At 38.3% G+C, this 12,366-nt stretch carries 14 protein-coding genes and 1 riboswitch; of the genes, 8 read left to right on the top strand and 6 right to left on the bottom strand.

All coding sequences use genetic code 11. From position 1 onward, the window contains the following. The first annotated feature begins 1 nt into the window (after position 1). Positions 2–883: a dTDP-4-dehydrorhamnose reductase gene (gene rfbD / locus PQG52_RS05270; protein ID WP_271828314.1), complete on the top strand. Its 882-nt coding sequence runs from the start codon at positions 2–4 to the stop codon at positions 881–883. 300 nt (positions 884–1,183) lie between these two features. Here the strand turns inward: rfbD and PQG52_RS05265 are convergent, their stop codons facing one another. Genes PQG52_RS05265 through PQG52_RS05245 form a run of 5 tightly spaced genes read right to left on the bottom strand, consistent with a single transcriptional unit; the run spans position 1,184 to position 6,687 of the window. Beyond that, positions 1,184–1,840, bottom strand: coding sequence for an RluA family pseudouridine synthase (locus tag PQG52_RS05265; protein WP_271828313.1), 657 nt, complete (start codon positions 1,838–1,840; stop codon positions 1,184–1,186). A gap of 9 nt (positions 1,841–1,849) precedes the next feature. Further along, on the bottom strand, positions 1,850–4,555 hold the full coding sequence (locus PQG52_RS05260) for a DNA translocase FtsK (protein ID WP_271828312.1): 2,706 nt from the start codon (positions 4,553–4,555) through the stop codon (positions 1,850–1,852). 55 nt (positions 4,556–4,610) lie between these two features. After that, positions 4,611–5,177, bottom strand: a complete 567-nt coding sequence (gene rsmD, locus PQG52_RS05255; protein WP_271828310.1) for a 16S rRNA (guanine(966)-N(2))-methyltransferase RsmD — start codon at positions 5,175–5,177, stop codon at positions 4,611–4,613. A 6-nt stretch (positions 5,178–5,183) separates the two neighbouring features. After that, positions 5,184–5,960 (bottom strand): pseudouridine synthase, encoded by a 777-nt coding sequence (locus PQG52_RS05250; RefSeq protein WP_271828309.1) that lies wholly within the window; start codon positions 5,958–5,960, stop codon positions 5,184–5,186. Further along, a complete protein-coding gene (locus PQG52_RS05245) occupies positions 5,944–6,687 on the bottom strand; it encodes a gamma-glutamyl-gamma-aminobutyrate hydrolase family protein (RefSeq protein ID WP_271828308.1) in 744 nt (247 codons plus the stop codon). Before PQG52_RS05245 ends, PQG52_RS05250 begins: the two co-directional genes overlap by 17 nt. 183 nt (positions 6,688–6,870) lie before the next feature. Here PQG52_RS05245 and PQG52_RS05240 point away from each other — a divergent pair, with 183 nt between their 5' ends. The 7 genes from PQG52_RS05240 to PQG52_RS05210 all read left to right on the top strand — a co-directional run bounded on the left by PQG52_RS05240 (position 6,871) and on the right by PQG52_RS05210 (position 11,967). Continuing rightward, the gene (locus PQG52_RS05240) at positions 6,871–7,326 is read left to right on the top strand and encodes a nucleoside deaminase (RefSeq protein ID WP_271828617.1); all 456 of its coding nucleotides are present in this window, start codon (positions 6,871–6,873) and stop codon (positions 7,324–7,326) included. Positions 7,327–7,386: 60 nt separating this feature from the next. Beyond that, positions 7,387–8,952 (top strand): DegQ family serine endoprotease, encoded by a 1,566-nt coding sequence (locus PQG52_RS05235; RefSeq protein ID WP_271828307.1) that lies wholly within the window; start codon positions 7,387–7,389, stop codon positions 8,950–8,952. A gap of 125 nt (positions 8,953–9,077) precedes the next feature. Continuing rightward, positions 9,078–9,145, top strand: a riboswitch (Fluoride riboswitch). A 66-nt stretch (positions 9,146–9,211) separates the two neighbouring features. Beyond that, on the top strand, positions 9,212–9,586 hold the full coding sequence (crcB, locus tag PQG52_RS05230) for a fluoride efflux transporter CrcB (RefSeq protein WP_271828306.1): 375 nt from the start codon (positions 9,212–9,214) through the stop codon (positions 9,584–9,586). Between the two features lie 131 nt (positions 9,587–9,717). Continuing rightward, on the top strand, positions 9,718–9,930 hold the full coding sequence (locus tag PQG52_RS05225) for a hypothetical protein (RefSeq protein ID WP_271828305.1): 213 nt from the start codon (positions 9,718–9,720) through the stop codon (positions 9,928–9,930). 263 nt (positions 9,931–10,193) lie between these two features. Then, a complete protein-coding gene (locus tag PQG52_RS05220; RefSeq protein WP_271828304.1) occupies positions 10,194–10,640 on the top strand; it encodes an META domain-containing protein in 447 nt (148 codons plus the stop codon). A gap of 34 nt (positions 10,641–10,674) precedes the next feature. Beyond that, positions 10,675–11,412: a dienelactone hydrolase family protein gene (locus tag PQG52_RS05215; RefSeq protein WP_271828303.1), complete on the top strand. Its 738-nt coding sequence runs from the start codon at positions 10,675–10,677 to the stop codon at positions 11,410–11,412. 66 nt (positions 11,413–11,478) lie between these two features. Further along, positions 11,479–11,967 carry a hypothetical protein gene (locus PQG52_RS05210; protein ID WP_271828302.1) on the top strand — a complete coding sequence of 163 codons (489 nt, stop codon included), beginning with the start codon at positions 11,479–11,481 and terminating at the stop codon, positions 11,965–11,967. Positions 11,968–12,020: 53 nt separating this feature from the next. Here the strand turns inward: PQG52_RS05210 and PQG52_RS05205 are convergent, their stop codons facing one another. Beyond that, positions 12,021–12,275 (bottom strand): DUF3297 family protein, encoded by a 255-nt coding sequence (locus PQG52_RS05205; RefSeq protein WP_271828301.1) that lies wholly within the window; start codon positions 12,273–12,275, stop codon positions 12,021–12,023. Positions 12,276–12,366 lie beyond the last annotated feature (91 nt).

Genomic DNA, 12,366 nt, shown 5'->3' with positions numbered 1-12,366 from the left:
AATGACAATTCTTGTTATCGGCGGAAAGAATGGACAATTAGCGGAATCATTTAAACTCTTAAATAATGATCGTTTAATGTTTGTTGGTCGTCCAGAATTTGATTTTACACAACCTGATACATTAAAGAGCGTTTTTCAAGGCGATCAGAGGCCCGAATTGATTATTAATACAGCAGCTTGGACTGCGGTTGATGCTGCTGAAACCAACCAAGAAGATGCTTATTTAGTCAATCGTGATGGCCCTGCACAATTAGCAAAATTATGTGCTGTTTATGATGTGCCATTGATTCACGTTTCAACAGATTATGTTTTTTCTGGTGATAAAGGTTCGTCTTATACAGAAACGGATCCTGTTTCTCCTGAAACTGTTTATGGTGCAAGTAAGGCCGAGGGCGAGCAAGCTATTTTGGCTGCTCAACCTAATAGCGTGATTTTAAGAACAGCTTGGGTTTACTCTGCTCATAATAAAAACTTTGTTCTCACAATGATTAATGCTGGTGCGAAAAATCCTGCACTAAAAGTTGTTGGTGATCAACATGGTAACCCAACTTGTTCTGATGATTTGGCTTGGGCAATTATGCAAATTGCTGATCGTTATTTAAAAGAAGGTTGGAATTCAGAGTGGAACGGTATTTACCATGCTGTTGGCACTGGGGATGCAACTTGGTATGAGTTGGCTACAGAAGCATTGCAACAAGCAGCTCAATATGGTCAGAAAATGCCAGAAGTATCAGCGATTAAAACAGAGGATTGGCCAACCCCTGCAAAACGTCCACAAGATTCTCGTTTAAATACAGATAAGTTATATCAAGTATTTAACGTGCGTTTGCCTAAATGGCAGGATAGTGTGGCAAAAGTCGTGAAAACAGTTTTTAGCGCTTGATTTTTCTAAGATATATTTAGATGAAAATCCCTGAGATAATCAGGGATTTTTTATTGGGTTATCCATTATTTCAGCATATGTGCTGACGTAAATATCATTTGTTAGCTTATAAAATAGTTTTTCTTAGATGATGAATTATTACGAATGTTGTAGCTGTATATGTCTCACCAATAGTTACAGAAAACGATATAGATTTGGGTATTTATCTTTGATCTTTATTAATGTGTTCAAGTAGATAAACTTGAACTATTTGAGTTTATGAACAGGCTCTTTTTATAGTGACATGTCTTTTCGAGTTATTCATAAGATATTCAATTGCTGTAATTCAGAAATCATATGTTTTGGAGGCTCAGCAGTTGCAGAGAGGGGAGGGGATAAAGGCAAGGAAATCTCACGACTAAAGAGATGTAAATAATGTTCTTTATCGCCCTTAGGATTATAAATTGTATCCCCAATAATAGGATGTCCTAGGATCGCGCAGTGTGCTCTGGCTTGATGAGTGCGTCCTGTTAAAAGCTTTAATTCAAGGCAACTTATATGACCATTTGACCCCAATAACTTCCATTGAGTCGAAGCAGACTGCCCTGTTGGATTTGCTTGCATTGACCATTGTTTATTTTTGGTGATTTTTAAAAGTGGTGTATCAATTTTTCCGTAATTTTCTTTCGGTTTTCCGTGTACGATTGCCCAATATATTTTTGTGACTTGTTTGGTGTCGAAACAATGTTGTGCATTGATTAGGGCTTGTTTACGCAAAGCAATAACCAAACATCCCGCAGTATCTTGATCTAGCCGATGAACTAACCAAGGGCCATCTTTCCGCTTTGACATCATCGGGAAGAAATCTTCAACAGATTGTTGCGTGGTATGCTTGTTATTATAAACAGGCATACCTGCAGGCTTGTTGATAATAATATAGTAATTATTTTGAAACAAAATAGGGAAAGGAAGCACCATGTGATGATCTTATTCGTTTGGCAGTTTATTGATTAAAATTTCTCTTTTCCCAACATGATTTGCGGGACTTACGATGCGTTCTTTTTCCATTTGTTCGATAATCTTCGCAGCACGATTATAGCCTATGGATAAATGGCGTTGAATGAAAGAAGTGGAAGCTTTTCCTTCTTTTACAACTAAAGCAATGGCTTGATTATATAGTTCATCATCATTATTATTACCTCCAGAACGTCCAGTGTTATTATTTTCCTCGACAGGTTCAGCGGTTACATCTTCAACGTAAATAGGTTCGCCTTGTTGACGTAGATGATGAACTACCTTATCGACCTCGTCATCGGAAACAAAAGGACCATGCACACGTTGAATACGCCCACCGGCTTGCATGAATAGCATATCCCCTTGGCCTAACAATTGTTCTGAACCTTGCTCACCCAAAATAGTTCTACTGTCGAATTTACTAATCACTTGAAAGGAGATACGTGTCGGAAAATTGGCTTTGATAGTGCCCGTAATCACATCAACAGAAGGGCGTTGCGTTGCCATAATCACATGAATACCAGCAGCACGCGCCATTTGAGCCAAACGTTGCACGGCGGCTTCGATATCTTTACCTGCAACCATCATCAGATCAGCCATTTCATCAATGACTACGACGATATAAGGGAAATGCTCTAGTGGAATTTGCTGTTCTTCAAAGGTAGGTCTGCCTGTTTCTGTGTCAAATCCAGTTTGTACACGACGTGTCATAACCTTGCTTTGGTTACGTGCATTGGTAATCCGTTGATTATAACCATCAATATTTCGCACACCAAGCTGAGACATTAGGCGATAACGACGTTCCATTTCTCTGACCGCCCATTTCAGTGCAGATAATGCTTTGTGAGGGTCGGTAACGACTGGTGTTAAAAGATGTGGAATCCCTTCGTAAACCGATAATTCAAGCATTTTGGGGTCAATTAAAATTAATCGACATTCATCAGGGGATAAACGATAGAGCAATGATAAAATCATCGAGTTTACCCCAACTGATTTGCCTGACCCTGTTGTTCCTGCAATTAGAAGATGCGGCATTTTGGCTAGGTTCGTATAAATGGGTTCACCGAAAATATTTTTACCCAAAGCCAAACAAAGTTTAGCTGTATGCCTGCGCCATGCTTCGGTTGTAAGCATTTCAGAGAAATATACCATTTCTCTGGTGCTGTTTGGCACTTCAATTCCAATAATATTACGTCCAGGAACCGTTGCAATGCGCACAGATATGACGGATAAAGAGCGTGCAATATCATCGGACAAGCCAATTACTCTGGCTGAACGAATACCTGGTGCGGGTTCAAGTTCATATAAGGTAACAACTGGACCACATAAGATTTCACCAATTGTTCCTTTGACGCCATAATCATCCAGAATTGTTTCCAACATGCGCGCATTGGCTTGTAAAATTTGCTCGCTAGGTCTGTTATTATTTCCCGCAGGATTTTCTCTTAATAACGAAACTGGTGGGAATGACCATGAATTTTCATTTGTATAAGGATCTTGTTGCTTATAAGGATCAGCAGCTTGCAGAGTTTCTTTGATTGGCGCAATATGTTCGTTTACGATATGTTCTTTAATTGGGGTTAGGCGTTCTTTGATTGGTTTGTTAAAGAGTGAGAAAATATCTTTTACTTTTGGTGGTGCGGCCGTCTCAGTTTCTTCATATACAGTGTTTTCTTCTTGATAAACTTCATTGCTAGTTTCAATAGATGGTGATGTCGGAGCAGCAGAAGTTATTTGTGCTGGAGCAGAAGAGTAAGGGGCGTGTTTGGTGTTTTTTTCTTGCACATCTTGGGGATTAAAAATAGGGGTATTATCAGGTGCCATTTCACTTGCTACTTGCTTTTTAGGTGCAGGAGCAGAGTAGGGTGTATGGGTTGTTGCTCTGATTGATTCTTGATAAGAGGGAGGGGTATAATCTTGTTCAAATACAGTGTTTGGGTCAGATTTAAAAGGTGTTTTATCGTATGAACGCACGGGTGCTGAATATGCACTGTTTGTATATTGATCTGTCTCAGTAGTGGTTTTTTTTCTTTTGAAAATTAAATAAGTAATAATACTAAAAATACGTTTAAAAAACCTGATGATTTTTTGCCATTCTTGTTTTGACAACCCCATTGATAAAGGGATTAATAACGCGCATAAAATCAGCCCTAGTGACCAGATTAAGATCTTACCAGACAGTCCCAGAGCGTCGGACGCTGCTGTAAAAGAGGTTTGAGCAATGACAAATCCTACTGATCCACCAATTCCAGATTCACTGGGCCATTCAGGAGAATAATTATTTGAAACAAAAAGTGGTATAGCAGCGATGACAGCAGCACAAACAGGTAAAGCAAACAGCATCGCAATAATGCGTAGAATAAATCCATGTAAATGTTGGTGTTTGATAATACGCCATCCCCACGCCATAAAAACAATAACGGGAAAAAAGCTGGCAATTCCAACCCATTGAATTAACATATCAGATAAATACGCTCCAACATACCCAAGTAAATTGGTAGGGGACTGAGTCGATGAAGTGTTAAAAGAAGGATCGGCGGGATTATAACTGATTAATGCGACAATCAATAGCAAGGCGAATACCCAAAGAATCCAGCCACTAAGCTGCACAACTCTTTTTCCAAATGCAGACTGTAATTCAGAAGAAATAATTTTTTCTGTTTTGTTATGGCCGATCACAATGATTATCCGTTTGTTTGTAAGATGGTAAAAAAGATTCTTTAAGAAGAGTAGTTCACTCTATCATATTGCTATATTTCCAGAATTTCAAATATGCGGCTCCTATTTTTCGTTCGTTTAATAAGGTTACTGATTGATCCATCAGTAATGGTTCATCAATAGCTGTTTCTGTAATAATTAACGCATCTTTTGATATATATTGATTTCTTCTTAGATGTTCGAATGCAATAGGAATTAATTTTTGATGATAAGGAGGATCAAAGAAAATAAGATTACATAAATAATTGCTAGGTGGAGATGTTAACACATCTTTATATAGGATACTCTGCGAATTTGCACGGCAAAGTTGAATGTTTTTTTCTAAAACTTGCCTTGTTTGCGTATTTTTTTCAAAAAAAATTGCTTTTTGTGCGCCGCGAGAGAGTGATTCGAGTCCCAAAGCACCCGTGCCAGCAAAGGCATCCAGAATAATTGCATCTTCTATAAAAAATTTTCCTGCCCAAGGGGCATGCAACAAGATATCGAACAAGGTTTGTCTTGCACGGTCTGATGTTGGACGTGTTTCTTTGCCCGTTGGGGTGTATAAATGGGTGCCTTTATAATGTCCTGCAATAATACGCATACTAACTTACTTTTTTTTGGACTCTGCGGGGTTCCAACCCAGTTGTTCTTTGATAACTTTCAAGGTTACTTCGTCTAAACTTCCTTTGGGTAAAGTGCCCAGTTGGAATGGGCCGTACGCAATGCGGATCAGTCGATTGACTTGCAAGTTAATATGTTGCATGACCCGTCTAATTTCGCGGTTACGTCCTTCTTGTAGGGAAACTGTTAGCCATGTGTTATTCCCTTTCTGAGAATCAACTTTGACGTCGATAGGGGCATAATGAATGCCTTCAACGGTGATCCCTTTTTTCAGTTTGTTAAAATCGTCTTGATTAATGGTGCCAAAAACGCGAACGCGATAGCGTCTTGTCCATTGGCTGCTGGGCATCTCTAGTTTTCTGGCCAAAGCACCATCATTAGTTAATAATAATAGACCTTCACTATTTAAATCCAAACGACCCACACTGACTACTCGAGGCATTGTTTCAGGCAGGGCTTCGAAAACGGTTTTACGACCCTCTGGATCTTTGTGTGTGGTGATTAAACCAACGGGTTTATGATACCGCCATAAACGCGTACGGTCTGGTGGAGAAATGACTTGTCCGTCAACGCGGATAATATCGTTTTCTTGGACAAAGGTTGCAGGTTGAGTAACAGGTTCATTATTTAGTGAAATTTTACCTGCTTCAATCATGACCTCTGCTTCACGGCGAGAGGCAACGCCTGCTCTTGCCAACCATTTGGCAATACGTTCTCCCTTAACAGCAGATGGAGAATCAGAATTATTATTTGTGTTGTGCATAGAGTTTCGCCTTGGCAATTAAAGCAGAGAAAATTTTTCGATCAGGATATTCTATTCCAAATTCGGGATGCCACTGTACACCAACAAAGAAATCTCGTGAAGGATCTTCAATCGCTTCAATCAGATTATCTTCGGCAACCGCAGAGACAATACCTCGTCCAGTAGATTTAATCCCTTGATGATGAGAGGAGTTAACAGCCCATTGCGGTCTTTGGCTTAAAGTTGATAAGATTGTATTGGGTTGAATGATAACACTATGGCTGCCTTGATGAGGGGGTAAGTCTTGCTCATGGGGTAAAGCATCAGGAAGATCATCTGGAAGATGTTGATAAAGCTCGCCGCCTAAATATACAGCCATTAATTGTGCGCCACCGCAGATTCCTAAAATGGGAATATTTCTTTCCCATGCTGCTTTTACAAGTGTTAATTCGAACGCAGTGCGTGCTTCATTGAATTGGACGCTTGGATGTATATCTGAGCTGCCATATAAAGAGGGATGAATATCAAAATTCCCTCCACTGATAATCAACCCATCAATTTTATTTATTAAAATATCGATATTTTTATGGTTAAGCGGTGGAAGTCCTATTGGGATTCCGCCGGCTTCGATGGTTATTGTTGTATAGTTTTTACGCAAAGCAACCCAAGGATAAGCAGAATATCCATTGGCTGAACCATTTAGCGCGTCAAGGGTAATACCTATGATGGGAGGGGATAGGTTTGTCATTAATAGAATAATCTATACTCAGAGAATGTGGATGAATAATTTCTTTTTTAAAAAGAAGTGTTATGTTTGTCAAAGTCTCTTTGTACATTATAAAAATTAAATTAACTTATAAAAAAATATTTGGTTAATTCTGTTTCATTAAGGACAATAAGATTGCATAAAAAAAATCACTCTTTTTGGAAGATGAATATTGCATTACATCTGGCAAAATGTGCTTTTGATGCAGGTGAAGTCCCCGTGGGTGCTTTGGTATTATCACCAGAACGGTATATTGTTGCCCAAGCCTTTAATCAAGTGGAACAACTCCAAAACCCGACGGCACATGCAGAATTATTGGCATTAGCGCAAGCTTGTAAAAAATTAAATCAAAAACGGTTAGTTGGATATACATTAGTCGTGAATTTAGAACCTTGCCCCATGTGTGCAGCAGCAGCGATGCATTATCGCGTAGATCGTATCGTTTTCGGGGCATATGATTCGAAAGGTGGCGGAACAGAACATGGTGCTTGTGTTTTCTCTCATCGGCAATCTTTGCATCGACCAGAGATTATTGGCGGGGTCAGAGAGCAAGAAAGTCAGAATTTAATAAAAAAATTTTTTCAAAAAGTAAGAACAACCTCTTGTCAATTTTTGCCATAATTACCAATCATAATATGTCTTAACTATTCATGATGATGAATTTTAAAATTTAGGTGTTCAATGATTAATCGTTTAAATAAAGACAAAATGGTCAAACTATTTTCTCAACTTACCCCTTATATACGTCAAGGGGTTATGGTCTCTCTATTGATGGGGAGTAGTTCCATATCATTGGTTGGAATGCCTTCAGCTTACGCTGCTGAAGGATCAAAGTTATTGAATGAACATAGCGGGGCGATAAAACCCGTTACATCTGCGCAAAATCTGCCTAATTTTGTAAGCTTGGTAAAACAAGTTAAGCCAGCGGTGGTGTCTATTACGACCAAAATGACCGTTGGTGGTGACGATCAAATGATTGATGGTTTTCCCGATAATGAGGGTTTTTCTGGCAGAGGTGGATTCTCGTCTCCTTTTCCTTTTCCGATGTTCCCTCAGCAAATGCCTAAACAGGTTGTAGAAGCGCGAGGATCTGGGTTTATTATTTCCCCTGATGGATATGTGGTGACCAACAACCATGTTGTCAAAGGAGCAAAGAAAATCACTGTTTCCCTTGAGGACGGTGCTAAATATCAAGCCAAAGTAATTGGGCTGGATCCAAAAACAGACCTAGCGTTGCTGAAGATTCAATCTGATAAGCCTTTTTCATTTATACAACTAGGGGATTCTAATGGGGTCGAACCAGGAGAATGGGTGGTGGCTGTTGGCGACCCATATGGTTTAGGCGGGACGGTAACGGCTGGTATTGTTTCAGCACGCGGGCGAGATATTGGTGATAGCCCCTATGATTCGTTTATTCAAATTGACGCACCAATTAATCGCGGAAATTCTGGAGGGCCATTATTTTCCCAAGACGGTAAAGTAATCGGTGTGAATACTGCTATTTTATCCCCATCAGGGGGGTCTATTGGCATTGGTTTTGCTATTCCTTCGAATACAGTAAAAACGATTATCACCCAACTTGAAAAAACTGGACATGTAACCAGAGGTTATATTGGTGTTGCAGCGCAATCTGTGACGTCTTCTATGGTCAAAGCATTAAAACTGCCTGAACCTGAACATGGTATTGCCCCTCAAGGCGCATTGATTGCGTCGATTTCTCCAGACAGTCCTGCTGAAAAAGGAGGGTTGAATGTTGGGGATGTTGTGCTTACACTAGATGGAAAAACAGTTCAAAATCCTCGTGAATTAGCAGTTAAAGTAGCTGGTATTACCCCTGGAACAGAGGCTAAACTGGTTGTTTTACGTGATGGTGTCAAAAAAGAGCTTTCTATCAAAGTTGCTAATTTAAATGATGGTAAAGAAGATAATAAAGAAGTCGTCAAAAAACCAAGTAATATTGGAGTGGCATTATCACCATTAACGCCTGACATCAGACAACAAATTGGTGTTGATGAAAGCATCAAAGGGGTTGTGATTAGTGGCATTAAAAGCAATTCCCCAGCAGATCGTGCAGGTTTACAGCCAGGAGACGTGATCGTTTCCGTTGATAATCATCCCGTTAACAATCCAAATGCTGCGACAGATGCGATTACGAATGTTCTGAAAAAAGATTCGAATGTTTTATTGAGAATCTTAAGAGGTAATCAGTCTTTATTTGTTTCGATTAGCACGAATGATGCTGAATAAATTCGTCGATTGAAATATATTAAAGAGTTAAAAAAAAACCAGGCAATATGACCTGGTTTTTTTATGGATTTTGCCAAAGCAAAAGAATTTGACAGTTTTATAAAGCTGAATTAAAAATATTATAAAGAAGATTAGGAGATGATATCCTCCTTGTAAACTGCCGCATTTTGCGGATGATGATATCTACGTCAAGCCGGTTTTGTACGGGGTGCGTAGATCTGTACCTATCTGGCAATGTTATTTGTATGAAGGATAGGATATGTTTAATTCAATTATCATGATTAGTGTCGGTGGGGCACTAGGGTGCTTGTTGCGCTGGTGGTTGGGGTTATCCCTTAACGCTTTGTTTCCGTGTATGCCATTGGGAACTTTTGCAGCAAATTGTATCGCAGGATATTTAATTGGCGTTGCAATGGCTGCCTTTTTGTTGATTCCATCATTGGCACCGTGGCGATTATTCATTATCACAGGCTTTCTGGGTGGTCTTTCAACATTTTCGAGCTTTTCAGCAGAAGTCGTAATGTCCATGCAAGAGGGACGTTTTTTTTGGGCAGGAACCGAAATCGTGACTCATGTTGTCTGTTCAGTTGCTTTGACAATATTGGGGATGTTGACGGTATATTCTATACGATAATAATTTATTTCCTTATAAAAATAAATTTGATATTTTAATAATTAAAATATAGATATTAAATTGCAACAATGATTAAGTTATCATTGTTGCAATTTTTTATGCTTTTTACAAAATTATAAGGATTTGATGTTATGAAAGAGTTAACCAATATAGAGATCGTTGAAGTTAACGGTGGATGTTGCTTTAAAATTACTCCTCCAGCTTACCCAGGATTACCATCTTTTCCAGGTTTTGGTTGCAAACCTGGTTATGGCAATGGCAATGGCAACGGTAATGGTAATGGTAATGGCTCTGGGGGCGGTTATGGTTTTCGAGCTATTTTCAGAACAAGAGCAGGTAAATAATTAATCATTATAAAAATTCAGTTTTTTATGATATCGCCCTTCAAATAAGCGGTTACTTTAAGGTGAAAGTGGTGCTGGTTTGAAGGGTAATTTGTGTTCAGACTTTGATAAGATAACAATCATTAATAGCTTTTTTATTTGCACAGACAGTTATCAACAAAATGAATGATGAAAATTAATAGGATATTTTTTTTCATAGAGTAGACCTTTATACATTTGTGAAAATATGACATTATTCTTCTTTTACTATAAGGTTGATTGGAATGTTGAAGAATATATTTTCGTGGGTTTTAGGGGCGCAAATCATGTTGGGAAACGGTTTGGCTTATGCTCAAGCAACACGAGTTGTTGCTCCATTTGATGAATCAGTGTGGCGTATAGAGACTTTATATAATCAACCAAAAACCATTCAAACCTATCAAGGGGAAAGGAATTATGCGTCTATTTCTTTCAACCCTTATACACATCGGGTAACAGGTCGTGGTTTATGCAATAAATTTATGGGAAAATTTGAAAATCACAATGATAAAGTAACCATTCGTGACGTGATCACTACCCATGAAACCTGTCTATCTGAGGATGTAAATACACAAGATGATCGCCTTTTTAATTATTTAAAATCCGTTCAATCTTATTCTGTTCATGGAAAAATATTAAGATTAAAGGATGGTCAAAATCATTCCTTGATTATCGCACGTTGGGCTAAATAATAGTTAATTTGAATTGAAAGATATAGGTAAATAAATGATTATCCAAACCGATGAAATTGTTGATTTAAATACGCCAACAGGCCTGATGCGTTGTCATATTTTCCGTCCTGTTGCCGAAGGAAAATATTCGAGCGTTATTTTTTATTCCGAGATTTATCAGGTTACTCAGCCTATTCGTCGTTTGGCTGCTTATATTGCGGGGCAAGGGTATATCGTGATTGTGCCAGAGGTATATCATGAGTATGAGTCTTTGGGAACTGTATTGGAGTATGATAAAGAAGGCACGGATCGTGGCAATTGTTTGAAATTTGAAAAGCCAATCTCTGCCTACGATTCAGATGCTAAAGCTGTAATTGAGTGGGCGAAAACCTATGAACACGGAAATGGTAAAGTTGGCACGATGGGTGTTTGCCTTGGGGGACATTTGGCATTACGCGCTGCATTGCATCCTGATGTTTTGGCAGCAGCGTGTTTCTATCCAACGAATGTCCACGATTCAACCTTGGGGCAAGGGCAGCATGATGATACGATCCATCGCTTAGCAGAGCTGAAAGGCGAGGCTATGTTTGTCTTTGGCAGGCAAGATCCTCATGTGCCTTTTGCAGGTCGTATCCAAATTCAGCAAGCATTACAACAAGCAGGGACTAACTATGAATGGCATGAATTTAATGCGCAGCATGCTTTCTTGCGCGATGAAGGGCCACGATATGATGCAGCTTTATTTCAGACTTGTATAGAATTAATTATGCGTTTATATGGACGGAATTTATAGTTTACTTACATTATGTTATGATATAGAAATGAAAGATATTATCTTATCTATTAAGGAAAAACTTATATGTTTCATTTAAAACAACGATTTGCACTAGCACCTCATCACAGGGAAAAAACAATACAAGATTTTAAGGTAGAAACAGCACGATTACTGCAAAAATCATTAATTAAAGATCATCCTAAAAAAACATACGAAGAGTTTTTCTCTGCGCTTTTATGGACGACAGTAGTTTGTTCAATATTCTCTGAAATGCATTCTTCATTATCTGTTATAATGCGTTTATTCCCTGTCGAATATTTTATTTTAAATTGTGTGCTTTTAACTTTTGTAACTTTTTCTAAATGCTTTATTTCGGGAAAATGGGTTTTAAAGCAACTAGATAAATTTCATATTTATATTCAAATGATAATTGTTGTTATCAGCTTTACGGTTATTGCAATATTGGCGATAGGTTTGATGGTTTTTTATGGGTATTTGCTAAAGATTTTTATTGATGAAGCGATCAATTATCAATTGATTACGCTTTTTTTCACATTGATAACAAACCGTTGATATTTTGTGATTAGCATTAGAACTCGCGATGAATTCTAATGCTCTTGTATTACTTATTTAGTTTCTTCAGTATTTTCTTTGACATAAGCCTCGACAGAGCCACTCAATTTCATGGTCATTGGTGTGCCATCACGTTTTACAGTGTTACTAACAGTTACTCTAACCCATTGTTCGCTGATGCAATATTCCAAAATATTGTCTTTTTCAACACCTTTAAAACGAATACCAACCCCACGGTTCAGCAGTTCTTCGTTATAAAAAGGGCTGCTAGGATCAGCAGATAGGCGGTCTGGAAGCGTATCAGTCATGTGAAGTTCCTTTGGTTATGATTTTTAGTAAAGTGCTTTTATCTATTACAAAATAACATTCAATTCTGACAAGTATTTTATTTCAGAAAGA

The organism is Commensalibacter communis, from assembly GCF_947179105.1.
Lineage (GTDB): Bacteria > Pseudomonadota > Alphaproteobacteria > Acetobacterales > Acetobacteraceae > Commensalibacter > Commensalibacter communis.
This window is presented reverse-complemented; position numbering and strand designations above follow the sequence as displayed.

Coding starts and splice junctions, on each gene's coding strand:
- rfbD (WP_271828314.1), top strand. CDS start 2: ATGACAATTCTTGTTATCGGCGGAAAGAATGGACAATTAGCGGAATCA.
- PQG52_RS05265 (WP_271828313.1), bottom strand. CDS start 1,840: ATGGTGCTTCCTTTCCCTATTTTGTTTCAAAATAATTACTATATTATT.
- rsmD (WP_271828310.1), bottom strand. CDS start 5,177: ATGCGTATTATTGCAGGACATTATAAAGGCACCCATTTATACACCCCA.
- PQG52_RS05250 (WP_271828309.1), bottom strand. CDS start 5,960: ATGCACAACACAAATAATAATTCTGATTCTCCATCTGCTGTTAAGGGA.
- PQG52_RS05245 (WP_271828308.1), bottom strand. CDS start 6,687: ATGACAAACCTATCCCCTCCCATCATAGGTATTACCCTTGACGCGCTA.
- PQG52_RS05240 (WP_271828617.1), top strand. CDS start 6,871: ATGAATATTGCATTACATCTGGCAAAATGTGCTTTTGATGCAGGTGAA.
- PQG52_RS05235 (WP_271828307.1), top strand. CDS start 7,387: ATGATTAATCGTTTAAATAAAGACAAAATGGTCAAACTATTTTCTCAA.
- crcB (WP_271828306.1), top strand. CDS start 9,212: ATGTTTAATTCAATTATCATGATTAGTGTCGGTGGGGCACTAGGGTGC.
- PQG52_RS05225 (WP_271828305.1), top strand. CDS start 9,718: ATGAAAGAGTTAACCAATATAGAGATCGTTGAAGTTAACGGTGGATGT.
- PQG52_RS05220 (WP_271828304.1), top strand. CDS start 10,194: ATGTTGAAGAATATATTTTCGTGGGTTTTAGGGGCGCAAATCATGTTG.
- PQG52_RS05215 (WP_271828303.1), top strand. CDS start 10,675: ATGATTATCCAAACCGATGAAATTGTTGATTTAAATACGCCAACAGGC.
- PQG52_RS05210 (WP_271828302.1), top strand. CDS start 11,479: ATGTTTCATTTAAAACAACGATTTGCACTAGCACCTCATCACAGGGAA.
- PQG52_RS05205 (WP_271828301.1), bottom strand. CDS start 12,275: ATGACTGATACGCTTCCAGACCGCCTATCTGCTGATCCTAGCAGCCCT.